The organism is Actinomyces wuliandei, from assembly GCF_004010955.1.
GTDB classification, from domain to species: domain Bacteria; phylum Actinomycetota; class Actinomycetes; order Actinomycetales; family Actinomycetaceae; genus Actinomyces; species Actinomyces wuliandei.
This window is the reverse complement of sequence record NZ_CP025227.1, coordinates 241,730-263,721: the sequence shown is the minus strand read 5'-3', so window position 1 is coordinate 263,721 and position 21,992 is coordinate 241,730. Positions and strand designations below refer to the sequence as shown.

Sequence of the window (21,992 nt, the reverse complement as noted above, 5' to 3'; positions counted from 1 at the left end):
CCGGTGACTGACCTGCCCGCACGCGACGACCCGACCCCCTCGGCAGCGCCAGGGACAGGCGCACCCGGCCAGCCGCTCACCAGCGCACGGGCCGCCGCCCGTGACGCGGTGCCTGTCGTCGTCGGCTACGTGACACTGGGGCTGGCAGCAGGCGTGCTGCTGGTCGCCCAGGGTCTGTCCTGGTGGTGGGCGCCGATGTGGAGCCTCGTCATCTACTCCGGGACCATGCAGATGCTGCTGGTACCGCTGGCTGGTGCGGGGGAGCCGCTGGCCACCATCGCGGTGTCCACCGTCTTCGTCTCCGGCAGGCACGTCTTCTACGGCCTGGGCTTCCCCCTGGACCGGGTCCGGGGCAGCCTGGCCGCCCGCCTGTACTCGGTCCACGCCATCACCGACGAGGTCTACGCCCTGCTGGCCTCCAAGGACCGCCACTCCATGAGCGGGCGCTACGTCCTGACCGTCCAGGCTCTCAGCCACGGCGCCTGGACGGCTGGCACGACGGCAGGCGCCCTGGCTGGGACGGGGCTGGCCGCCCTGGTCGGGGAGCGCATCAGTCTGCTCGGCTTCGTCCTGACGGCACTGTTCGTGGTCCTGGCCATCGAGAACTGGAGGACGCACCCAGACATGGCCGTCCTGTGCCTGGGCATGCTGGCAGGCGGCACGGCCCTGCTCGTGGGTGGCTCCGCAGCACTGCTGGTGGGCCTGTCAGTGCTGGCTGCGGGCCTGGTGGCCCTGTTCGCCTGGCGGCACCGTGGCGCACGGCGTGACCATGGGGGCGGCAGCGGCCAGCCAGGCAGGAGGGGCGGCCGCCGCAGTGACTCCCACGAGGATTTCCACGACGACTCCCACGACGACCCGGCCCGCAGCCAGCAGGACGCCCGGCAGGAGGGGGCACAGTGCTGAGCACCACGCAGGTCGCCGTGGCTGTCCTCGTGGTCGCGGCCATCACCTTCGGCTGCCGGATCCTGCCTTTTGTGCTGCTGCGCGGACGGAGGGGCAGCGCCCTGCTGGACTTCCTGTCACGGGCGATGCCCCTGGGCGTCATGGTGGTGCTCGTGGCCTACACCCTGGACGGGGTCACCCTGGAGCCTGCCACGTGGGTGCCTGCGGCCGTGGGGGTCGCTGGGACCGCAGTGCTGCACCTGTGGCGCAGGTCGATCGCCCTGTCCCTGGTGGGTGGCACGGCGGCCTACGTCGCCCTGAGCCTGGCCATGGCCTGAGGGGGCTCCTGACGGAGCCTGCCCTGGCGTGTGGCGGGCGGTCGTAGGATGAGGCTCAGCCACAGGCCGCTGCGGAGGAAGGAGCCGACCGTGCGCGAGGAGAGGAGTACGCCATCGACCCGGCGCAGTTCCGACGCACGCTCCTGGACCAGCGTCGCACGCGGATGAAGGGCGGGCTGTACCACCTGACCCAGGTGCTCATGGCCTACAACACCAACCGGATCGAGGGGAGCCAGCTCGACCAGGAGCAGACCCGCTACATCTACGAGACCCGCACGATCACAGGAGACGGCGTCCCGGTCGATGATGTGGTCGAGACGGTCAACAGCTTCGACCTGTTTGACGAGATGCTGGGCCGGGTGGGCGAGCCAGTCACCGCCGAGACGATGAAGGACTACCACCGCATCCTCAAGCGCGGCACGGCGGACGCCCGTCGCCAGTCCTTCGCTGTGGGCGATTGGAAGCGCCAGGCCAACGTGGTTGGCGGGCAGGACACGACGCCGCCAGAGCAGGTGGAGGCCGCAGTCCAGAACCTGCTGGCCCGCACGCCGTCACAGATGTCCTTTGAGGACATTGCTGCGTTCCACTACCACTTTGAGTCGATCCACCCCTTCCAGGACGGCAACGGCCGGGTGGGCTGGGTGCTGATGTTCCAGCAGTGCCTGCGCCACGGAGTCATGCCGTTCATCGTGCTGGAGGAGAAGAAAGTATTCTACTACCGTGGCCTGAGCCGCTATGAGGAGGAGCCAGGATTCCTGCACGGCATGTTCCGCTCCCTGCAGGACGACTACTACGCCCGCTTCTCACGGTTAACCTCCCGGCGCCCCGGGCCGCACAAGCCCACCAGCGCCTCCACATAGGCCCGGTAAGCAGCCCACGTCCTCGGGGCGGTGTGCTCGTCCTCCTGCCCACGTACCACCCGCGTCGTCAGCAGAATACGCACACCACTCAACCTGCCCTGCAGGCTCGAAAAGAATCCACCCTCGTCACCAACCGACAATTCAGTCCAAAACATCTCACCATCGTGAGGCTTGGGCACCCAGCCCAGGCGGTCACGCACCGCAAACGCCGTGTCCCACGACACCGGCCACTCCAGCTCGGTCCACGCCCGGACCCACGCCACAGCCCGCTCCACAGGCAGTACCCTCATCTCCACCACAACCCTGCTCTCCCTCCCGGCCCACCGGCCCTGGGTCCGTCACACTCTGTCCTGACTGTTCTTGCGGTTGGACTGTGCGACCTGCCAGGCAGCCTCACCGCTCTAGGCTGCCTGGCGCTCTAGAGCCTGGCCATACGCACCTCCATGTCCTGGATCACCTCTGGAGTCAGCGAGAAGTCCATCTGGTGGCTGCGCACCACGCTACCGGGGGACGGGCTGGTGATGACCTCCAGGCTCAGGCGCGTGCCACTTCCCTTGACCGACTCCCACAGGGCGGGGTTGTCGCAGAAGAACTGAACCACCCGCTGGTCGCGCAGCATGCGGTCGCGCACGTAGGGCGGAGTGGCCTGGAAGGCATAGCCCTCATGAAAAGTCTGAACCGGCTTGGTGCTCACGGCGGAGCTGCCGCCCTTGAACTCGGGGATGACGATATGGCCGCCCGAGGATGAGACGGCCATGCCGTCCACGGAGTAGCTGCCGGGCCCCGCCTGGCCGGGGCCGGTGGAGCAGAAGGGCTGCGGGATGTAGTAGCCCTCACGGGTGAGGACCTGCTCCCCACCACGCTCGCCCACGTACTCCGCCACCCGGTTGCGCGCCCCACGCAGGCTTGTCACGTCCTGCGCCGCCCTCTCCAGAGCCTTAATCTGATCATCGGTGTAACCCGCATTCTGCAACTGCTCGGCCGTATCATCAAGGTTTTTCTTGTAAAGTCCCTTGCGGTGTACCCCGGCGGCATCATGGAGCCCAGCCTGGCCTGGGCGGCACGCAGGGTCGCGTCCAGCTCGGCGTGGCGCTGGAAGCGGGTGAGCATCTCCCCCAGGTCCTCCGCCCTGGCCACTGCGGCGCGCGATGAGGCCAGGCTGCGTGCCGCGCTGCGCGTGCCCGCGCTCAGCGCAGAGCCCGGTATAAAGGTCAGACCAAAGTCCAGGGCGTCCAGAGCCAGCTGCTCCAGGGTGAAGGTGCGCGCGTAGGAGCGGGTGGCCTCCACCGGGTCGCGCACAAAGGCGGACAGGCCCCGGCCGTGGGACATCGCCCACGTGGCCACGCCGGTCACCCCCACCGCCAGGGCCACCACGCGGAAGACGTTGCGGGCCAGCGGCTCGAGGCCGGGCACCGTGGCGGCCATGGCGTCACCGCGCACCCCGCGCACCTGGTTGGCCGTGGCCCGCCCCTCAGCCATGCGCTGCCTGCGCGTGAGCCCCACCGCCCCGTAGGCGGAGCGCACCAGCACAAGGTCGCTCCAGGAGAAGGCCGCCAGCGCAACCAGCGACTGGACCGGAAGCCACACCAGGGCGGGCACGCCCACCATGGGCGGCACCACCACCCGGGGCGCCCACGCCAGCGTGGTCCCCGCCGCACCCGCCTGGTGGCGGCGGTAGGCGTCCACCAGCAGTCACACCACCAGCAGGACCACACTGAGTCTCACCTGGGCGTGCCCCCGACCAGTCCTCAGCCACAACCAGCCGATCCAGCCTGGCACGCTGGAGCCCTCCTCAGCCCAGTCCAGCCACTGGGTCGCAGCGTTGTAGCCCGCGTGGTCCACCATGGCCAGCGCCAGGACCGCCGCAGGCAGCACCCACGCCAGGACCCGCCACCACGGCCTGCGGGTCCGCCACAGCACCAGCCCCAGGCCCACAGCCATGGCCACGCCCATCGCCCACACCTGGTGGCCCACCGCCATCGCCCCCCTCCGGGGTCCAGCTCCGGCACCAGGTAACCCAGCACTCCCGTGTCCGGGACGCGGAGGGAGCCCGCCGCCCACGGGTTGAGCGAGTACTCCAGCCGCTGCTCCCCGACGACCTGCTCCAGGAGGGAGGGAGGCGCCAGGCGGCGTACGGCGTCCTCAGCCGCCGTGAACCCCGCACCGGCCGCGAACCCCAGAAGCCCCCAGTCCACCGCGGCCAGGCGCGGCACCAGGAGCAGCACCGCCACCAGCAGCACCAGCGTCACCACCTGGACCACCCGGGTCAGGCGTGCCAGTGCGCGCACCAGCCCGGGACGGCGTCCCATCCACGCCTGGAAGGTAGCCACAGCCCGCTCCCAGACCTCAGGGGGCTCCCGCACCGCACCTTTCGGCACCGCCACCCGGTGGGTTCCCGGCATGATGCCGTAGCCCGAGGTGCTCACGGACCCCTTCCACTCATGGTGCCAACGCGCCCGGTCAGGCCAGCCAGCGGCCGCTCAGGCAACCAGTCCTGCAGCCACCAGGCCAGCACCCTGTTGTCACGAGACCGTGTCAGCAGACAATCGGGTCATGAGCGTCAACGGCAATCTTGTGACTGCCACCACAGAACCACGCCTGAGAAAGTTAGGGGCGAGACTCTGGCGGCTCCTGCGAGTCCCGCCCACCCCCAACGGAACCCACCAACCCGGCCGAGACCATCATCCCCATCAAGCCCACAGACCCGTCCCACCGCCGCTGCGCCGAGAGCCCAGCCGTCCGGCACGAAGCACGAGCCCACTTCAGCGCCGCCGGGCCAGTAGGCTTCCAGCGTGCCTGTCATCGTCAACCGCCCCGGCCCCTGGACCCACCGCGACCTCACTGCGGGCGGCACCCGCTTCCACGCCGCCCTGGCCGGGCCGGAGACCACAACCGGCACAGCAGGGACGCTGGTCCTGCTGGTCCACGGCTTCCCCGAGTGCTGGTGGACCTGGCGCCACGTCCTGCCCGCCCTGGCCCGGGAGGGGCACCGTGTGGCCGCCGTGGACCTGCGCGGCTTCGGCGGCTCCGACCGGCCACCCTCGGACTACGACCTGGCCACCCTCGGCACCGACCTGGCGGGGGTCGTACGCAGCCTGGGCCACGAGCGGGTCGTCGTCGTCGGCTCAGGGCTAGGAGGCCAGGCCGCATGGACGCTGCCCCGGCTGGCACCGGACCTGACCGCAGCCATCGTGCCGGTGGGCGCCCCCCACCCCCTGGCGACACGCTCCCTACGCGGCCGCGCCGTCTCCGGCCGCTCGCTGCAGTACCTGGGGCTGCAGGTCCGTGGCCTGGCGGAGCGCCGCCTGAGCACGCCAGCCAGGATGGAGCGGCTCCTGCGCTCCTGGGCCGCCCCCGCGACCCGCGACACCCTGGGCCAGGCGGCCGGCTACTACGCCCAGCTCATGGCCCGCCCCGGCGCCGCGCACACCGCACTGCAGCCCGCACGCCGCCTCCTTGTCTCACGCGCCGAGGCCACCACCCTGGGGCAGCCGGTAGACGTGCCCGTCCTGTCCGTCCAGGGCGAGCTCGACCCGGTCCAACCCGCCCAGGCCTACGCCCGGGACACCCACCGGGTGGCCGGGCGCCTCCAGCAGGTCACGATCCGCGGTGTCGGGCACTTCCCCCAGGAGGAGGCCCCGGAGGACCTGGTCAGGGTGCTGCTGCCCTTTCTGGCCGAGCACGCCTGAGGCGCGCCGACAGCCACCCAAGGGGGCCATGCACCCACCTGCGGGGGACCCGGGCGTGCGGCCGCCCCCACCACCGGGTCACACGCCCACCTGCGGGCACAGGCCCGCCTCCAGCAGCACGCACTCCGAGCAACGCGGCGACCGGGCAGCACACACGGACCGGCCGTGGGCAATGAGCCGGTGGCAGCCGTCGGTCCACCGCGTCGGCTCCCACAGGTCAGCAATGTCCTTCTCCACCCGAAGCGGGTTCTCCGCTGTCGTCCACCCCAGCCGACGTGACAGGCGGCCGACGTGGGTGTCCACCGTGATCGCGGGGACGCCGAAGGCGTTGCCCAGGACGACGTTGGCCGTCTTGCGCCCGACGCCGGGGAGGGACATGAGGGCATCACGGTCACGGGGCACCTCTCCCCCGAAGTGATTGCACAGGCCGGCCCCGAGCCCCAGCAGGTGCCCCGCCTTGGCCCGCTGGAACCCCAGGGGACGCAGCAGCTCCTCCAGCTCCTCACGCCGCGCCCCGGCCAGGGCGGCCGCGTCAGGACAGCGCCGGAACAGGGCTGGGGTGACCGTGTTGACGCGGGCGTCAGTGGTCTGGGCAGACAGCACCGTGGCCACCAGCAGCTGGAAGGGCCCGTCATGGTCCAGGGAGCAGCGCGCCTCCGGGTAGACACGCCCCAGCTCCTCGTCCACAGCCGCCGCGCGGCCTCGTGGAGTCGCTCGCGACACCGCAGCCCCTGTCAGCACCCCGGCTCCCTCCCTGGTCCTCGTTCCTGACGTCGTGCCCGACGTCGTTCCTGGCTCCTGCCCCGGGACCCCGGTCCTGGCGGCAGCCCCACGCAGCCCACGTCCCCAGTCACAATCTCAGGCACAATCGTGGGTGCAGACACGATATCCCGCTTGACGTGCGACACGCTCGGACTACAATGCTCGACGGCGTGCCTCAGGTCACAAGCCCGTGGCAGGATAGACCCGATGGCTCCCGTCGCATGGGAGGCCAGCCCTAGCACCACCAGGAGGACCCCGTGGAAGACAGCATCATCTCAAGGATCCCGCTCTTTGAGGGACTGGCCCCGCAGGAGCAGGAGGAGCTGCGCGCCATGATGACGCAGACCACCCTGCGCCGTGGCGAGACCCTGTTCAACGAGGGCGACGCAGGCGACCGCCTCTACATCCTGCTCTCAGGCAAGGTGAAGCTCGGTCACGCCAGCGCGGACGGGCGCGAGAACCTTCTTGCCGTGCTCGGCCCGGGTGAGCTCGTCGGCGAGCTCACCCTGTTCGACCCGGGACCGCGCTCCACCACCGCCAGCGCCGTGGCACCCACCGAGCTGCTCACCCTGGACCACAACCAGCTCATGGACTTCGTGGAGTCCCACCCCCAGCTGGCCAAGGACATGCTGCGCTCGCTCGCCCAGCGTCTGCGCCGCACCAACACCGCCCTGGCAGACCTCGTCTTCTCCGACGTGCCCGGCCGCGTCGCCAAGGCGCTGCTCGACCTGGCCGACCGGTTCGGCTCCAGCACGGAGGACGGCATCCACGTACCCCACGACCTCACCCAGGAGGAGCTGGCCCAGCTCGTGGGCGCCTCACGCGAGACCGTCAACAAGTCCCTGGCGGAGTTCGTCTCCCGTGGATGGATTCGCCTGGAAGGCCGAGCCGTCACCCTGCTCGACATCGACCGGCTGCGCCGTCGCGCCCGCTGAGCAGCCAGGCGCACCCCGGCGCAGCGCAACCGGGGACGCCTGGCCGGGGGCGGGCGCGACAGAGGCGCCAGCCAGGCACGAGCCGCTCAGGAGGTCGCGCGCTTGAGGTAGGCGACCAGGTTGTCCGAGCCCGCAGGACCCGGAACCACCTGGACGAGCTCCCAGCCGTCGGCACCCCACTGGTCGAGGATCTGCTTGGTCGCATGGGTGATGAGCGGGACTGTTGCGTACTCCCAGGTCGTCGTCATGGCCTCAGCCTAGGCACGAGCAGCCCCCGCCACAACCACGGATGCTGTGACAGGGCCGGATCGGCCGGGGACCCCGGAGGCCTGCGCCAAAGGGCTCACCAGAGGGCTCAGGAGGCGCAGCGCACCCGCGTCAGGATGCGCGGCGCACGCCGGGCGTGGATCTCGGCAACAAGGTCGTCGTCCTCACGCTGCAGCCACAGGCCCCAGTCGTCCACCTCGGGGAAGCGGCGCAGGAGCGCCCGGCGCTCCCGCTCCGTCAGCCCTCCCCAAACACCAAAACTGGCCCCGGAGTTGAGGGCCTCGGCCAGGCAGTCCATCCGCACCGGGCAGGAGAAGCACACCGACCTGATGTCGCGCTGCTCCGCGCCCTTGCCAAAAAGACGATCCGGGTCGATCGCCGTGCACGCTGCCCGCATGGCCCAGGTCTGGTCATCTGCTGACATAACTCCCCCAGTAGCCTGTGCAATCAGTTGCAACTGACCTCAATGTCAACCACATCACAACTGTCACGGTATGACAACCGAGCGTCACACGCAAAACCATCTCGCCTCCCGACTCGCTCAGCACCCCGAGCCGCCCGCCCCGACCCGTCCAGCGACCTGCCAGCCTTCTCCCCAGCACGTGCACGACGGCGGCAAGCATCTGTCCAGAACGGCCCTCGCCGACACCAGCCACCCCACCCGCACCAGGTGCGTCCCAGAGGCTGCCCGCACCCGCCCCCACACCTGGATACGGGCGCAACCGCGCCGATCACGCACGTCTCGCGCCGCTCCCCGCTCTCCACGCCGCCCCCACCAGGCGGACCCCCGGCCACCTCCAGAGCCCGGGACAGCCCGGCACCAGGAGCGCCCCCCTGCCCTCGCACGCGCAGCATCCCCGCCCGCCCTCGATTCCTCTGTCAGCGAGACCAGGGTGGGTCGTGGGGGACCCTGCGGGGACGTTCACAGGGGCGAGGACAGGACGACGCGATGTCTGTGATGACAGATGGGTGGCAGATGGATGGCAGGTGTCCGTGATGGCAGTCGCGCCTGCGGCACTGCCCGTCGGTGCTCGCCATCACCCCCACAGCGCCGGTCAGCGCCGGTCAGCGCCGGTCAGCGCCGGTCAATGCTCCTCTGGGTGAACAGCACCTGGATCACCCCGCACAAGCGCCCTTCTTCCACGTAGGCTGGAGGCATGTCGAAGTCCTCCGTGCGCAGCCGCTCACTGAGCCCGGCCCAGGCCGTGTCGATGCTCCTGGTGCTCCTGCTCTTCTCCAGCGCGGGCGGCATCCTCACCGCAGGGTTCGCGGCCCCCTTTGTCGGGGCCTCCTCGGCGCTGACCAATGCCGCAGCCCAGCTGTTCGACGAGCTCCCCAGCGACTTTGACGTCCAGGAGCCCAGCGAGGTCTCCGTCATCAAGGCTGCCGACGGCAGCGACATCGCACAGTTCTACGCGGAGAACCGCATCGTGGTCCCCCTGGAGGACGTCTCCGTCAACCTGCAGAACGCGATCGTGGCCGTGGAGGACCAGCGCTTCTACCAGCACACGGGCGTGGACCCTACCGGTATCGTGCGCGCGCTGATCTCCAACGCCCAGTCCGACGCCACCCAGGGAGGCTCCACCCTCACCCAGCAGTACGTGCGCAACGTCCTGGTCGAGGCAGGAATCCAGGAGGACGACCCCGCCCTGATCCAGGAGGCGACGGAGGGCACCATCCCCCGCAAGCTGCGCGAGATCAAGTACGCCCTGAGCCTGGAGCAGAAGTACTCCAAGCAGCAGATTCTTGAGGGCTACCTCAACATCGCCGCCTTCAGCCCCTCCACCTACGGGGTGGAGGCCTCCGCCCAGCACTACTTCTCCCACTCGGCCAAGGAGATGACCCTGGCCGAGGCCGCTCTCATGGCGGGCCTGACGAACGCGCCCAGCGTCTACGACCCGATCACCAAGCCGGACGTGGCCAAGACCCGCATGGAGTGGGTGCTCAACAAGATGCTGGAGGAGGAGTTCATCACCCAGGAGGAGTACGACGAGGCCAACGCCACCTCCATTGAGGACATGCTTGACGTGACCGACGACGTCGCCGGCTGCGGTGCTGCGGGCAACGCCGCCTACTTCTGCACCTACGTGGTCAACGAGATCCTCGGCTCGGACCTCTACGGTGAGGACCAGGCGGCGCGCCGCCAGCTGCTGCTGCGCGGCGGGCTGACCATCACCACCACGCTGGACCGCGCCAAGCAGGACGCCGCCTACGACTCCATCCAGGGAGTCATCCCCACCGGGGACCCCTCCCAGGCCAAGACGGCAGTCGTCTCCGTCGAGCCCGGCACCGGCCGGATCGTGTCCATGGCGCAGAACACAAACTTCGGTGACCCCAGCGAGAGCGACACGGAGGCGACCCAGGTGGTCTTCGCAGCCGACTCCCAGCACGGCGGCGTGCAGTCGGCGGAGGGAGGAGTCGCCGGGTTCCAGCCAGGATCCTCTTTCAAGGCCTTCATCCTGGCCCAGTGGTACCAGGAGGGCAGGTCCGGTTACACGACCCTCAACACCAAGCCACGGATGTTCTCCGCCGGCTCGTGGAACATCTCCTGCGCCCCCGAGCTGGCCGACAGCTGGACGCCCAAGAACGTGGACTCCGGGCTGGACGGCTCCCACAACGTCATTGACTCCACCAAGCACTCCATCAACGTCGGCTACGCGGAGATGCTCAACCAGATGGACGTCTGCGCGGTGACGGACCTGGCGGCCTCCCTGGGAGTCACCAAGGCTGACGGGTCCGCCATGGACCCGCGGCCCTCCATCGTGCTGGGGTCCCAGGAGACCCCTCCTCTGGCCATGGCCAACGCCTTCGCGACCTTTGCCGCGCACGGCGTCTACTGCAAGCCGATCGCCATCGACTCGATCCTGGACACCGACGGGTCTGAGATGGCGGTGCCCAGCGCCGACTGCAACCAGGTCATGGACGCCACAGCGGCCGACAAGACCGCCCAGACCCTGACTGCCACCTCCCAGTCAGGTGGGACCGCCCAGACGGCCAAGCTCTCCGGGCGGCCCACGGCAGGCAAGACCGGCACCACTGACGACAACGACAACGTCTGGTTCGTGGGCTTCACGCCCCAGCTGTCAACTGCGACCTGGGTGGGCCACTCCGACGGCTACCGGACCCTGAACAACCAGTACATCGGCGGGCGCTTCTACGGCACGATCTACGGCTCCACGCTGGCTATCCCGATCTGGAAGGGCTACATGGAGGCCGCCCTGGACGGCGAGCCGGTGCAGGACTTCCCCTCAGTCAACCTGGGCGGCTGACCTGTGGGCACCAGGTCTGCCCTGCGGACGGCGGCACGCGCTGCCAGCGGGACGCTCGCCCTGGGCGGCGGGGTCCTGGCCTACAGCCTGCTGGAGGCCCGACGTCCCGTCCTGCGCCGCCTGGAGGTGCCGGTCCTGGCGCCGGGGCAGCCCCCGCTGACGATCCTGCACCTGTCTGACCTGCACCTGACGGCACGCACCGAGGCCCTGGTGTCCTGGGTGCGGGGACTGGCCCGGCTCGCTCCGGACGTCGTGGTCGATACCGGTGACAACCTGTCCCTGGCCTCCGGCCTGGAGCCGCTGTCACGTGCCCTGGAGCCCTTCCTGGGACTGCCCGGAGCCTTTGTCATGGGCGATCACGACTACCGCAGCACGGTCTTCAGGCTCCCGACCCGCTACCTGCGCCGCGACCCACGCACTGCGGACCGGCCCGGGAGCGACCCGGACGCGCTGCCGTGGGAGGAGGTTCGCGACCTCCAGTCCAGTGGGGGCTGGGTGGACCTGACGAACAGGCGCGGCCTGCTGCACGTGGGCGGGTACAGCATCGACCTCGTGGGCGTGGACGACCCCCACGTGGAGCGCGACGTGTTCCCGGCGCCCGCAGCCTCCGCGCACCTGGTGGACTCCCCGGGGGTGCCCAGGCCCGTGCCCCTCATCGACACCTGGGGGCGCAGACTGCGCCTGGGTCTTCTCCACGCCCCCTACCGCCGGGTGCTGGAGGAGATGGAGGCCGACAGCGTCAGCCTGGCCCTGGCAGGCCACACCCACGGAGGCCAGCTGTGCGTGCCCGGCTATGGGGCGCTGGTCACCAACTGCGACCTGGACAGGACGCGTGCCTCCGGCCTGTCCTGGTGGCAGCAGGCCGAGCAGACAGGGCGGACGGAGCAGGAGGCCGGACAGGTCGTGTCGCCCCGGGTCACCGCAGCGGTGTCACAGGGGCGGGCAGGCTCACCACGGCCGTCAGGCATGTACCTGCACGTCTCCGCAGGCCTGGGAACCAGCCCGTACACACCGGTACGCCTGGCCTGCCCGCCGCAGGCCACCCTGCTGACCCTGCGCCCAGCCGGCTGACCCTGCCCCGCGTCAGTCAGTGCCGCCAGCGTGCGAACCCGCCCTCAGAGCTGATGACCTGACCTGTCACCCACTGTGCCTCGTCGGTCAGCAGCCAGGTGATGAGCCGGGCAGCATCATCGGGCTCGCCCCAGCGGCCGAAGGGAAACATCGGTGCTGTCTGCTCCATGTCCTCACGTGTGGCGTAGCCGGTGTCTACCGGGCCGGGGTTGACCGTGTTGACCCGGATACGCTGGTCAGCGAGCTGGTCGGCAACGGTGAGGGTGACGCCGGCCAGGGCCGCCTTGGCTGCGGCGTAGGCCACCTCCCCGGGCATGGGTCCCAGGCCCTGCCCGGAGGTGAGGAAGACGATGGCGCCACCACGCCATGAGCTCCCCTCGGCTGGGGTCTCGCTCCCGCCACCGCCCAAAGCGCCTCCAGGCCCAGCCGGGTCGGCAGGGCCGCAGGCAGTGCCAGCACCGCTGCCGGGCTGCACCCGGGCACGAGGCGCAGCCCCCAGGCCCGGCTGGGTGGCGAAGGCCTGGGCCAGCAGGAGGGACGCACGGGCGTCCACCGCCCAGTGGGCGTCCAGGACCTCCTCCGTCAGTGCCCCCAGCGCCCCGTCCGGCCCGCTCATCGCCTGGTTGCACACCAGGGCGTCCACTCTTCCCCGTGCCTGGAGCGCCACGTCGAGGACCCGCTGGGGCTCGCCGGGGACTGCCAGGTCACCCGGCACGTCCACCAGGACCGCCCCCGGCCTCAGGTGGGAGCGCACAGAGTCCATGACAGCACCGACGTCGTCTGCTCCCCAGGGCTGGGCCGCGTCGTGGGGCGCGTGGTGGTGTGCCACGACGCTCGCCCCGTAAGCGGCCGCGCGGCAGGCGACAGCGTGCCCGATACCGCGACGGCGACTCACCCCCGTGACAAGTACAGTGCGTCCCTCCAGGGGCAGGGGGTCCCGGGCGAGGAGACCACCTGGACGAGTGTCGTCAGTCACCCGTGTAGTCAACCACAGGCAGGCGGCCGGGACAAGGGCCGGGGCAAGGACGTGCGCCGGCTCAAGAGAGCACCGGCTGGCGGGCCACAGCCTGGAAGCGGATCAGCTCCTCCGCTGCGCAGACCACTCGCGCCAGCAGCTCAGTACCCGGCTGGTGCCCCTGCCACTGGTCGGACGTGACAAACAGGGCGGTGGGCAGCACCACCGCCCGCAGGCTGGCCAGCATGGGCCGCAGGCTCTGGTCCACCACCAGGGTGTGGCGCGCCGTGCCTCCCGTGGCCCCCACCAGCACCGGAACGCCCCGCAGGGCGTCGCGCGGGAGAATGTCAAGAAAGGACTTGAGCAGCCCGGAGAAGGAGGCGTTGACCGTAGGGGTGAGCAGGACGACGCCGTCGGCGCCTCCTACCGCCTCCACGGCCTGCTGCACCGGGGCGGTAAGGGTGCCGGTGACCAGGGCCTGGGCCACCTCCCCGGCAAAGCCACGCAGTTCGACATGATCAACGACAACGGCGGCTCCGCCGCGCTCGGACACCGTGCGGGCCACGAGCCGCCCCAGGCGGCTCGTCCCGGAGGCAGGCGAGTGGCCGGCAGAGACCACGACCAGATTCATCTCTTCTCCTGTCTGTCGCGCCGGGTGGACAGCGCCCAGCGGGCAACGGTGTCAACGAGGTAGCCCAGGCTCCCGATCACCAGGATGAGGGCAGTGACATGGTGGTAGGCAAGCTGGTCCTTGGCGTTCATGATCTGGTACCCCAGGCCGCTGCTGACCCCCAGCATCTCGGCGGGCACCAGGACCACCCAGGCGATCCCCAGGGCCTGGCGGACCCCGGCCAGCAGTGCGGGCCGTATGGTGGGCCAGACCACGCGGTGCAGCGTCTCGCCACGCGTCGCCCCCAGGGAGTGGGCCACGGCGAGGTGGCCGGGATCCACGCGCCGCACGCCGTCGGCGACACCGCTGAGGACCGGCCACACCGCCGCTGCGGCCACGAGCGCCACGACTGGACGGTCGCCGACGCCCAGGGCGATGATGACCACCGGCGCCCAGGACAGCGGGGAGACCATCCGCAGGAACAGCAGCACGGGCGAGGCGGCACGGTCCAGGCTGCGCCAGGTACCGGTGACCAGCCCTGCGAGGGTGCCCACGACCACCGCCAGGGCCAGCCCTCCCACCAGCCTGAAGACGCTGGCCGAGGCCGCGTCCAGGAGCGCGCCGTCCCCGGCCAGCTCCCCCAGCCCGGCGGGGGTGCGTGCAGGGGAGAACTGCGGCACCAGGGGTCGGCTGGCGAGCAGGACGTCGGTGAGCAGCCACCACAGGCTGACAGCTGCCAGCACGCCCACGGCAGGCAACGCAGGGCGTCGGCGCCAGGCTCCTGCCCTCCAACCCATGGGCCTGGTGAGCACGCTCATGCGGACACCTCCTCACTGCGTGGCGGCACCGTGCGCCCGGCACGTTCCAGGGCCGCACGCACGAACCGGTCGTCGACGACGAGGCCGTGGGCCTGCACGGGGTCCAGACGCTCAAGGAAGGAGCGGTCACCGTCCACAGCCGTGTCGCCCAACAGGGTCACCAGCCGCTCGGTGCAGGACAGGTGCGGGAAGGCGGAGAAGCCCAGACGCTGCCCGTGCCAGTCCGGGTGGCTCACCCCACCGGGCTCGGGGCGTTGCAGCGCCCGGGCCACGGCGGTCTGGGACTGGGGCAGCCACCCTCCTGCTGTCAGCACCTCGGCGGCCTCCTGGCGGTGGGCCTCCAGCCAGTCCTGTGCCGCGACGAGGCCGTCAAGAAGGGCGTGGACCGCGTCCGGGGCGGTGTCGATAAGCTCCTGGCGCACGACGACGCCGCAGCAGGCATGGTCGCGCCACACGTCACCCAGGAGACGGTGGACCCGGCCCGCCCCCTCCAGCTCGGCGACGGCACCGAAGGGGTCAGCCACCGTCATGCCCGCAATCGATCCGCTGGCCAGGGCGGAGACCATCTCCGCCGGAGGCATGACCACCAGCTCAACCTCCTGCGACCCCGGCGAGGCCCCGATGACAGGACGCAGACCGCAGGCGGCGACCAGGTGCTGGGTCAGGACGGAGTGGACCGACCACCAGTAGGGCACGGCCAGTCTGCGCCCCGCCAGCTGGGCGGTCTCGGTGACAGAGGTGGAGGTCACCATCGCCGAGCCGTTGGTGTGCCCCCAGGCCACCACACGGACCGGGGCCTCCTGGGCCAGCCTCAGCTGCAGGGCCATCGGCAGCAGCATGTGGACCACGTCCACCTCGCCGACGACGAGCGCCTGGCCCACGGCGTCCCAGGAGCGGAAGAGCACCGGCGGGGCCGAGGGGACCCCGGCGGCCTCCCACAGGCCCCGGTGGTGAGCCACCAGCAGCGCGGCGGCGTCGGTGACGGGCAGGTAGCCCACTCTCAGAGGACGTCCCAGCAGCCCCTGCCCGCCGCCTCCGGACGCGGATGCCGCCTGCCACGCACCCCGGCCCGCCAGGGAAGCCACCACGCCGAGCGAGGCCAGGTGCCCCGCGGTGCCCAGCAGGTCACGGCGTCGCACGGTGGCTCTCCGCAGTCCGGTCCTCGGCCGTCCCGGCCTGGTCCTCGGCCTGGCCCCCGGCCCGGTCCTTGGTGGCCTGGGCGGTTCCCGGGTCCTCCTGGCCCCGGGGCTCTGAGGCGACACAGGCGTAGGCCTCGCGCAGGCTGCGCCGCAGCGGGTGGTGCAGGGCCGCCGCCTGGTCGGCGGCGGGCTCCGGGTTGGCCCAGCGGCGCGTCACCCGCCCGGCAGCAATCATGACGATGTCGTCGGCCAGCACGAGAGCCTCGTCCAGGTCATGGGTGACCAGGACGCTGCTGAGACCCCTACCGGTCAGCTCCTGGCGCAGCCACAGCTGGAGGTCGGCGCGCGTGGCCGGGTCGAGCGCGCTGAAGGGCTCGTCCAGGATGAGCAGGTCGGGGCGGATGGCCAGCGCCCGGGCGAAGGAGGCCCGCTGGGCCTGGCCACCCGAGACCTGGTCCGGGTAGGAGCCCGCTACCGGGGTTATCCCCAGCAGGTCCATCAGTTCTGCCACCAGGGCCTGGTCCACGTGGTTGGCCCGGAACTGCTGCCCCAGGGCGACGTTCTCCCGGATCGTCAGCCAGTCGAACAGCAGGGGCTGCTGGCGCACGACCCCCTCACGCAGGCCTGAGGAGGACCACTCGATGCTGCCTGAGTCGGGGGCCAGCTCCCGGGTGAGCAGCCGCAGCAGCGTCGACTTCCCTGCGCCGCTGGGTCCCAGGACCGCCAGCTGGCGCCCTGCGGCGAGGTCGAGGCTGACGTCGTGCAGCGCGTCCACGTGGCCGTAGCGGACCCGGGCGCGTCTCAGGCGAGCGAGGACAGTTCCCACCGCAAGTGTCCTTCCGAAGGAGACTGGACGGGCAGGAAGGCGGCCTCACGGAAGCGGCGTGAGGCGTCGGTCCTCTCCTGGTAGCCGCGCCCGCCCGCCAGGGTGGCCTCCAGCCGGGTGGCCCGACCTGCCAGGGAGGCTGCCTCCAGGCGCAGCCGCAGGACCTCGGCCATGCTGGCACTGCCGGTGTCGGCGGCCGCTGCCTCCCAGCGCTCACGGAACCGCTGCAGCTCGCGGGCCAGGATGGCGACGTCCTCGTGGAAGACCGTGTTGGCGCCCCGGTCCTGGCTGCTGCGGGCCTCCTCCAGGGAGCGCTGCGCCAGGCCCAGGCAGAAGGCGGACTGGAGGATGAGCATCGTCGGCTTGAAGCCCCGGGCCAGGCTGGCCAGCTCGGTGCTGACCACCTGGCTGGGACCCACCGCGACGTCGCGCAGGCGAATCGTGCCCGAGGCCGTGGCGTTGAGGGCGAGAAGGCCGGTCACAGGCCGGACCTCCAGCGCCCGGGCCTCCACCCAGACCACGACCGTGCCCTGCGGGGTGCTGGCAGGCAGGACCACGACGGAGTCGTCACACAGGTTGGAGGCCCAGGAGATGAATCCGGTGAGCCGCCACCCCTGGCCGTCCGGCACCGCCCGGACGGCCAGGTCCTCCACCCCCGCCAGCCACTTGAGGCCGGAGGCCATCGCCGTGCTGCCCAGACGCCTGCCAGAACGCAGCTCGCCGAGCACTGTCTGCGTGGCCTGGCTGCGCACGCCCCTGGCGAGGTAGTCCAGGACCATGCGGTGCGCCCACAGGCCGAAGGCGGTCGACATGCACTCCCTCGCCAGGGCGGCGATGAGTCCGGCAGGTGCGCGCACGTCAGCAGCCTGAGGGTCCCCGTCAAGGAGCTCCTGGACTCCCAGGTCAAGCAGCCCCGCCTCGCCCAGCCTGCTGAGCAGGGGACGGGGGCTGGCCTGACCGGAGTCGACCTGGCTGGCCAGGGCCGCTGCCTCACGGGCAAAGGGGGCGGCGGCGTCGCGCAGGCCCTCCTGCCCGGCGTCGGCGCCCGTGGCCCAGACCAGGGCGGGGCGCGCACCCGTACCGGGGGCAGAAGCGGCGCAGGCCGTACCAGCGGGAGTGGGCGTGGCGGTTGTCGTGGCGGTTGTGGTAGGGGTGGCGACTGTCATGTCAGGGCTCGACCTTCTCCAGGGCGTGCAGGCGGTCAATCGGGGTGGACACGGCGTCACGTGCCCGACGGACGGCGTCCTCGTCCGGGGCGTTGTAGAGGCACAGGCACTTCTCCATGTCCTCGCGCACGTAGGTGCGCAGGAAGCTGACCTCGGGCACCTGGGCGTACAGGGGTGACTTCTCCGCCTTGCGGGTGAGGTAGGTGTCCATGTCGATGCCGTCGGGGATGTCCCACTCGACCAGGTAGCCCGCCTCCGGCCGGGAGGCCTTGACCGTGTCCAGGTCGGTGCCCACCAGGCGGACCTGGGCGGGCTCGGAGGCGGTGGCGGGCAGGGCGGCGGTGGCCGCAGCCGCGGACGCGGCGTCCTCGGCCTCCAGGATGACGAAGACCGTGGCCAGGTCAGCGGTCACCTGGGCCTCGATCAGCTCCACCGAGTGGGCGGGGGCCTCCTGGAAGAGGCGGCTCAGCAGCCTGGAGACGTCCGGACGGGTCTGGGCCGAGCTGTCGTTGCTGTCGGTGGCAGCCTGCGGGGTCGGAGCGGGCGTGAGCTCGACGAGGAAGAGCGTGGACATAGTGGCTCCTTTCTGGTGGTGAAGGGGTGACGCGTGGTGTGGGTGAGATCCCAGGCTGGGCGGGCAGCAGAGACGTGCAGGGAGGCAGCGCAGCAGGACGGCACCGCAGAGCCGCAGGCGCGTCCGACGGCCCAAGCGGTTGTGACGGTCTCGGCTCCTTCATCCCGCAAGGAGGCCAGCCAGGCGCGCCACAGCCGCCCTGGTACGCGGTAGGGGCCGGGTCCCGGCCGGGTCCCCGCCCCGGCGGCAGAACTCCGCCTTCCCTGCTACCTAGAGCAGGGTGTGACGGCTAGGAGCGGGAGGGCGCACGCGGATGACGTCCGCAGATGACATCGCCCTGCCCCGCCCTGGGCTCAGGCACGCCTTCAGGCGTACCTGGCAGGGGCGGCGCAGCAGCGCTATCCCGCACCCGCTCCGGCGGACAGGCACCTCACATACACGACGCGCACGGACAACACATGACGCGGGAGACGCCAGTGCGCATCTGAGTCGCGGCCGACAGAGTCGTCAGTGGCGAGTTCAGCGAGGGGGTGACCGACATCGTGGTTCCTTTGCGTCAGTGGTCTGCCAGTGGGCTGCACTGGCGTGAGCACACGCTAGCCACAGCCACCGGAGGAAAACCAGGCCCACCCCAGATAATTCACCGACTGCGAACGCGGTGAGCGGCCGGGCGGCCTGCGGCAGCGGCCGGGCTGCCACACCAGGTCGGCAGCAGTGGGGCTGGGCACCGGATAGAGACGACCACCAGCCCGCCCCGGCCCCACAGCCAGATCACGTGACCGAGCACTCAGGACACCTGATTTCCGTCCGCGCCAGGCGCACCGCTATAGTTGTCTCCGCTGCACTCGGGGTGTGGCGCAGCTTGGTAGCGCGCTTCGTTCGGGACGAAGAGGTCGTGGGTTCAAATCCCGCCACCCCGACCATCAGGGCCACCGCCAGCCGGACGGCGGTCCTTTTTCGTTGGAACTACGTGAGTTCCTCCCGCCGCCCAGTTTTGACCCCCTGCGTGTGTGGTTACTTTGTGGTCACCTTTGCTCCGCGTCCGCCAGCACCACTCGCCAGGGGCGAGCCCCCGCCGTCAGCAGTGTGGCCAGCGCCCGGCACGGGCGGACCCCTCCCGCACGAGACGGGCCAGAGCCTGAGCCACGCCGAGATAGCCACCACAGCCGAGAACGCCGCGAGGCCGACCCGGGCGCAGAGGGAACGGCTCAGAGCGGTCCTGGCCCATCCGCCCTCGGAGTCCGGGGTCAGGGCAGGGCTCTGGGACGTCCCCGCACGACAGGACGCCGTGAAGACAAGGTTTGGCGTCGGGTACGGCCCTGAGTCCCCCTACCACCACCTCCTCAAGCTCCTCGAAACGAGCCTCAGGCGGCCTGACCCCTTCGACAAGCGCCGCGACGAGGAGGCCGTCAGCACCAGAGCCTCGGAGTTCACGACTGATGTTGGGGCGTGAGCTCAGCACGTGGGCGGCCGCGTAGCGGACAGCGTCGTCGTCGAGCCGGTCGCGGCGGTAGTGCCTGCGGGCGGAGGGGTGCAGGTCAGGCACTGCCCACCCACTCGCGCACGGCGGCCCGGACCGCGTCCGAGCGCGTGGCCAGCCCCTCGGCCTCGGCCCTGGCGGCCAGGGCCGCGAGGGTGGCCTCGTCGAGGCGGACCGGCACGACCGTGCCGGGTCCCTGCCCCACCGGCGGGCGGCCACGACGCGGCCTGGGCAGCCTCGACAGGTCGTACCCGGCCTCGGCCTCGTCGGCCCAGGCCCGGATCTGCTCGTCGCTCACGGCCCTGCCGTGCAGAAGGTGCTCACCCACACCAGTAGTGTATACGAAACACCCGCCGGGTACGTGGCCCTGCTGGCAAGATGGCTGGCGAGATGATCCGCGACGGGACGTCTGCGGACCGACGCTCACCTAGGGGTCGACTAGGGCGACACACTGGCCCGAGGCCGTGGTCCGAAGTCATGCGGCCCGCAGCTGTCCCCGGAGCGTTCTCGGGAGACCGGCTAGGCTGGCTTGGCACCGGGTAAGAGAAGTACCGGTACTCGCCAAGCAGCGAGCCCTACACACCCTCCCTGCGGCCACGACTAGGGTGTATCCGTACCTATCAGTCCGCGTCTACCGGTTGACCGCACCCAGGAGGTTGCTGTGGCCAGCAGGCCCTCGGACCAGGCACGCCACCGGTCCCGCAGCCAGGAGCAGCACCTGAGCGGACCCGGCCCCGCCCCCACCCGGGGCCGCCTGGAGAGCGTCCTCGCTGTCGGCTTTGCCCTGGCCTTCCTCGCGTGGACCCGCCTTGTATCCGCCGGGGCGCTCACCGCCCTGGACCAGGCCCTCCGCCCCCCGGTCATCGGCTCGCGCTCGGCTGTCGGACAGGTCGCGGAGGCCCTCGCCCTGGTCACGCACCCGGTCGCCGTGCTCATCAGCATCGTGGTCCTGGGCATTGTGTCCTACAAGAACCGGATGAGACGCCTCAGCCTGGCCCTGGGGGTGGCTGCCCTGGGCATCCCCCTCCAGCAGGTCATTGCCGGGCGCTTGGACCGCCCCGCCCCGGCCTCGTTCTTCTCCGACTCGATCTCCGCCCTCGGCGGCGCCTACCCGGCAGGCCACGTCACCGCCACGACCCTGGGTGCCTGGGTCCTGGTCACCCTCGCGCGGGCACACCGGCGGGGGTCCTCCAGGGTGCTGGTCGGCACCGTCGTGGGCTACACGGTGGTCTGCCTGGCTGCCGCCGGGCAGTGGGCCATGGGGCTGGCCACCGTCTCCGACGTCATCGGTGGGTTCCTCCTGGGGGCGACGGTGGCCAACACGGCGCTGTGGGCAGGAGGGATTGACTCCATCGTGGCCAGCTGGGCACGCCGGGACCTGCCTCGGGGCAGCACCGGCAAGCGCGCCGCCCTCATCTACAACCCCACCAAGTTCGACGACCTGTCCCTGCTGCGTCGTCGCGTGGAGGCCGACGTGCTCGCTGCCGGGTGGCTGCCCACCCTGTGGCTGGAGACCACGCCCGACGACCCCGGTCGCGAGATGACCCGCCGCGCGCTGGACGCCAGGGTGGACCTGGTCATGGTGGCTGGGGGCGACGGCACCGTGAGGGCCGTCAGCGCCGAGCTCGCGGCAGCGGCAGCAGCCCCACCCATGGCGCTCATCCCCGCAGGCACCGGCAACCTCCTGGCCCGCAACCTCTCCGTCCCCCTGGACACCGACGAGGCCCTGCAGCTGGCCCTGCACGGCCAGCCCCGTCCGGTCGATGTCGTGCACTGCCGGCACGACGGAGGGGCACAGCGCTTCGTGGTCATGGCAGGCATGGGCCTGGACGCACAGATCATGGGGGACACGGACGAGAACCTCAAGAGAGTCATCCGCTCCGGGGCCTACGCGCTGGCAGCGGTCCACAACGCCTCCCCCGCCCCGTTCACCGCCACCGTGACCCTCGACGACGGCGAGCCCACCCAGCAGCAGGCAGTCATGGCCCTGGTGGGCAACGTGGGGACAATCACCGGAGGAATCACCCTCTTTCCCGAGGCCCGCCCCGATGACGGCTACGTGGACCTGCTGCTGGCCAACCCCGACAGGGTCAGCGACTGGGCCAGGCTGGGCGCCCAGGTCCTCACAGGGCAGACTGTCCGGGGATTCACCTTCGCCCAGGCCAGGCGGGTCACCATCGAGACCACCGAGCCCGTGGCCTTCGAGCTCGACGGTGACACGACCGCACCCACCCGCAGGCTCAGAGCCGTCGTCGAGCCCGGGGCGCTGCGCGTCATCACCCCCAGCCAGAAGCCACCACCCCACTGAGCCGTCTGAGTGCCCAGCCCCACCGCAAGCGGGCGCCCGCGCC

At 70.9% G+C, this 21,992-nt stretch carries 25 protein-coding genes and 1 tRNA gene; 11 read left to right on the top strand and 15 right to left on the bottom strand.

Going from position 1 to position 21,992, the window contains the following annotated elements; genetic code table 11:
- Positions 1–3: 3 nt before the first annotated feature.
- The 3 genes from CWS50_RS01160 to CWS50_RS01150 all read left to right on the top strand — a co-directional run bounded on the left by CWS50_RS01160 (position 4) and on the right by CWS50_RS01150 (position 2,080).
- Positions 4–903 (top strand): AzlC family ABC transporter permease, encoded by a 900-nt coding sequence (locus tag CWS50_RS01160; RefSeq protein ID WP_371855075.1) that lies wholly within the window; start codon positions 4–6, stop codon positions 901–903.
- Positions 897–1,220, top strand: a complete 324-nt coding sequence (locus CWS50_RS01155) for a branched-chain amino acid transporter permease (RefSeq protein WP_127841324.1) — start codon at positions 897–899, stop codon at positions 1,218–1,220. Before CWS50_RS01160 ends, CWS50_RS01155 begins: the two co-directional genes overlap by 7 nt.
- A gap of 164 nt (positions 1,221–1,384) precedes the next feature.
- Positions 1,385–2,080 carry a Fic family protein gene (locus tag CWS50_RS01150; RefSeq protein WP_127841323.1) on the top strand — a complete coding sequence of 232 codons (696 nt, stop codon included), beginning with the start codon at positions 1,385–1,387 and terminating at the stop codon, positions 2,078–2,080.
- On the opposite strand, the gene CWS50_RS13995 is transcribed toward CWS50_RS01150, so the two are convergent.
- The 4 genes from CWS50_RS13995 to CWS50_RS01135 form a co-directional block, all read right to left on the bottom strand.
- Positions 2,011–2,370, bottom strand: coding sequence for a DUF6301 family protein (locus CWS50_RS13995; protein WP_371855094.1), 360 nt, complete (start codon positions 2,368–2,370; stop codon positions 2,011–2,013). The two genes, CWS50_RS01150 and CWS50_RS13995, sit on opposite strands and share 70 nt — an antisense overlap.
- Before the next feature lie 128 nt (positions 2,371–2,498).
- Entirely contained in the window at positions 2,499–2,993 is a 495-nt protein-coding gene (locus tag CWS50_RS01145) for a hypothetical protein (protein ID WP_127841322.1), read from the bottom strand.
- Positions 2,990–3,766, bottom strand: coding sequence for a hypothetical protein (locus CWS50_RS01140; protein WP_127841321.1), 777 nt, complete (start codon positions 3,764–3,766; stop codon positions 2,990–2,992). The genes CWS50_RS01145 and CWS50_RS01140 overlap by 4 nt, the downstream gene beginning before the upstream one ends.
- A gap of 6 nt (positions 3,767–3,772) precedes the next feature.
- Positions 3,773–4,060, bottom strand: a complete 288-nt coding sequence (locus CWS50_RS01135) for a hypothetical protein (RefSeq protein ID WP_127841320.1) — start codon at positions 4,058–4,060, stop codon at positions 3,773–3,775.
- 171 nt (positions 4,061–4,231) lie between these two features.
- On the opposite strand from CWS50_RS01135, the gene CWS50_RS01130 reads away from it, so the two are divergent.
- Entirely contained in the window at positions 4,232–4,492 is a 261-nt protein-coding gene (locus CWS50_RS01130; RefSeq protein ID WP_127841319.1) for a hypothetical protein, read from the top strand.
- Between the two features lie 380 nt (positions 4,493–4,872).
- Positions 4,873–5,769, top strand: a complete 897-nt coding sequence (locus CWS50_RS01125) for an alpha/beta fold hydrolase (RefSeq protein WP_127841318.1) — start codon at positions 4,873–4,875, stop codon at positions 5,767–5,769.
- A 78-nt stretch (positions 5,770–5,847) separates the two neighbouring features.
- Here CWS50_RS01125 and nth read toward each other — a convergent pair whose 3' ends face one another.
- On the bottom strand, positions 5,848–6,492 hold the full coding sequence (nth, locus tag CWS50_RS01120) for an endonuclease III (RefSeq protein ID WP_306821238.1): 645 nt from the start codon (positions 6,490–6,492) through the stop codon (positions 5,848–5,850).
- A 296-nt stretch (positions 6,493–6,788) separates the two neighbouring features.
- On the opposite strand from nth, the gene CWS50_RS01115 reads away from it, so the two are divergent.
- Entirely contained in the window at positions 6,789–7,466 is a 678-nt protein-coding gene (locus CWS50_RS01115; protein ID WP_127841316.1) for a Crp/Fnr family transcriptional regulator, read from the top strand.
- An 86-nt stretch (positions 7,467–7,552) separates the two neighbouring features.
- Here the strand turns inward: CWS50_RS01115 and sp36 are convergent, their stop codons facing one another.
- Positions 7,553–7,714, bottom strand: coding sequence for a Sp36 family protein (gene sp36, locus CWS50_RS01110; RefSeq protein ID WP_127841315.1), 162 nt, complete (start codon positions 7,712–7,714; stop codon positions 7,553–7,555).
- A gap of 107 nt (positions 7,715–7,821) precedes the next feature.
- Complete coding sequence (locus CWS50_RS01105) at positions 7,822–8,157, bottom strand: WhiB family transcriptional regulator (protein ID WP_127841314.1); 336 nt, start codon at positions 8,155–8,157, stop codon at positions 7,822–7,824.
- A gap of 733 nt (positions 8,158–8,890) precedes the next feature.
- Between CWS50_RS01105 and CWS50_RS01100 the strand changes: the two genes are divergently transcribed.
- Both CWS50_RS01100 and CWS50_RS01095 read left to right on the top strand, forming a co-directional pair.
- Positions 8,891–11,002, top strand: coding sequence for a transglycosylase domain-containing protein (locus tag CWS50_RS01100; protein ID WP_127841313.1), 2,112 nt, complete (start codon positions 8,891–8,893; stop codon positions 11,000–11,002).
- Positions 11,003–11,005: 3 nt separating this feature from the next.
- A complete protein-coding gene (locus tag CWS50_RS01095) occupies positions 11,006–12,073 on the top strand; it encodes a metallophosphoesterase (RefSeq protein WP_206610437.1) in 1,068 nt (355 codons plus the stop codon).
- Positions 12,074–12,089: 16 nt separating this feature from the next.
- On the opposite strand, the gene CWS50_RS01090 is transcribed toward CWS50_RS01095, so the two are convergent.
- From CWS50_RS01090 to CWS50_RS01060, 7 genes are all read right to left on the bottom strand, one after another.
- A complete protein-coding gene (locus CWS50_RS01090) occupies positions 12,090–13,049 on the bottom strand; it encodes an SDR family oxidoreductase (protein WP_243118394.1) in 960 nt (319 codons plus the stop codon).
- 61 nt (positions 13,050–13,110) lie between these two features.
- A complete protein-coding gene (locus CWS50_RS01085) occupies positions 13,111–13,659 on the bottom strand; it encodes an NAD(P)H-dependent oxidoreductase (protein WP_127841312.1) in 549 nt (182 codons plus the stop codon).
- Entirely contained in the window at positions 13,656–14,456 is an 801-nt protein-coding gene (locus CWS50_RS01080) for an ABC transporter permease (protein WP_127841311.1), read from the bottom strand. Before CWS50_RS01080 ends, CWS50_RS01085 begins: the two co-directional genes overlap by 4 nt.
- A complete protein-coding gene (locus CWS50_RS01075) occupies positions 14,453–15,595 on the bottom strand; it encodes an ABC transporter substrate-binding protein (protein WP_164860034.1) in 1,143 nt (380 codons plus the stop codon). The genes CWS50_RS01080 and CWS50_RS01075 overlap by 4 nt, the downstream gene beginning before the upstream one ends.
- On the bottom strand, positions 15,582–16,421 hold the full coding sequence (locus CWS50_RS01070) for an ABC transporter ATP-binding protein (RefSeq protein ID WP_127841309.1): 840 nt from the start codon (positions 16,419–16,421) through the stop codon (positions 15,582–15,584). Before CWS50_RS01070 ends, CWS50_RS01075 begins: the two co-directional genes overlap by 14 nt.
- Entirely contained in the window at positions 16,397–17,587 is a 1,191-nt protein-coding gene (locus CWS50_RS13755) for an acyl-CoA dehydrogenase family protein (protein WP_127841308.1), read from the bottom strand. The genes CWS50_RS01070 and CWS50_RS13755 overlap by 25 nt, the downstream gene beginning before the upstream one ends.
- A gap of 1 nt (position 17,588) precedes the next feature.
- On the bottom strand, positions 17,589–18,161 hold the full coding sequence (locus CWS50_RS01060; RefSeq protein ID WP_127841307.1) for a DUF4242 domain-containing protein: 573 nt from the start codon (positions 18,159–18,161) through the stop codon (positions 17,589–17,591).
- An 846-nt stretch (positions 18,162–19,007) separates the two neighbouring features.
- Between CWS50_RS01060 and CWS50_RS01055 the strand changes: the two genes are divergently transcribed.
- Positions 19,008–19,084, top strand: a tRNA-Pro gene (locus CWS50_RS01055).
- Positions 19,085–19,449: 365 nt separating this feature from the next.
- On the top strand, positions 19,450–19,614 hold the full coding sequence (locus CWS50_RS12850; RefSeq protein WP_164860033.1) for a hypothetical protein: 165 nt from the start codon (positions 19,450–19,452) through the stop codon (positions 19,612–19,614).
- 85 nt (positions 19,615–19,699) lie between these two features.
- On the opposite strand, the gene CWS50_RS01045 is transcribed toward CWS50_RS12850, so the two are convergent.
- Positions 19,700–19,969: a ribbon-helix-helix protein, CopG family gene (locus tag CWS50_RS01045; protein WP_127841306.1), complete on the bottom strand. Its 270-nt coding sequence runs from the start codon at positions 19,967–19,969 to the stop codon at positions 19,700–19,702.
- Between the two features lie 390 nt (positions 19,970–20,359).
- On the opposite strand from CWS50_RS01045, the gene CWS50_RS01040 reads away from it, so the two are divergent.
- Positions 20,360–21,949, top strand: coding sequence for a bifunctional phosphatase PAP2/diacylglycerol kinase family protein (locus tag CWS50_RS01040; protein ID WP_371855096.1), 1,590 nt, complete (start codon positions 20,360–20,362; stop codon positions 21,947–21,949).
- Positions 21,950–21,992 lie beyond the last annotated feature (43 nt).

What these genes read in the sequence shown, in the direction of transcription:
- CWS50_RS01135 (WP_127841320.1), bottom strand. Translation starts at nt 4,060, where the DNA reads ATGGCGGTGGGCCACCAGGTGTGGGCGATGGGCGTGGCCATGGCTGTG.
- CWS50_RS13755 (WP_127841308.1), bottom strand. Translation starts at nt 17,587, where the DNA reads ATGACAGTCGCCACCCCTACCACAACCGCCACGACAACCGCCACGCCC.
- CWS50_RS01150 (WP_127841323.1), top strand. Translation starts at nt 1,385, where the DNA reads ATGAAGGGCGGGCTGTACCACCTGACCCAGGTGCTCATGGCCTACAAC.
- CWS50_RS01100 (WP_127841313.1), top strand. Translation starts at nt 8,891, where the DNA reads ATGTCGAAGTCCTCCGTGCGCAGCCGCTCACTGAGCCCGGCCCAGGCC.
- sp36 (WP_127841315.1), bottom strand. Translation starts at nt 7,714, where the DNA reads ATGACGACGACCTGGGAGTACGCAACAGTCCCGCTCATCACCCATGCG.
- CWS50_RS01085 (WP_127841312.1), bottom strand. Translation starts at nt 13,659, where the DNA reads ATGAATCTGGTCGTGGTCTCTGCCGGCCACTCGCCTGCCTCCGGGACG.
- CWS50_RS01060 (WP_127841307.1), bottom strand. Translation starts at nt 18,161, where the DNA reads ATGTCCACGCTCTTCCTCGTCGAGCTCACGCCCGCTCCGACCCCGCAG.
- CWS50_RS01105 (WP_127841314.1), bottom strand. Translation starts at nt 8,157, where the DNA reads ATGTCAGCAGATGACCAGACCTGGGCCATGCGGGCAGCGTGCACGGCG.
- CWS50_RS13995 (WP_371855094.1), bottom strand. Translation starts at nt 2,370, where the DNA reads ATGAGGGTACTGCCTGTGGAGCGGGCTGTGGCGTGGGTCCGGGCGTGG.
- CWS50_RS01080 (WP_127841311.1), bottom strand. Translation starts at nt 14,456, where the DNA reads ATGAGCGTGCTCACCAGGCCCATGGGTTGGAGGGCAGGAGCCTGGCGC.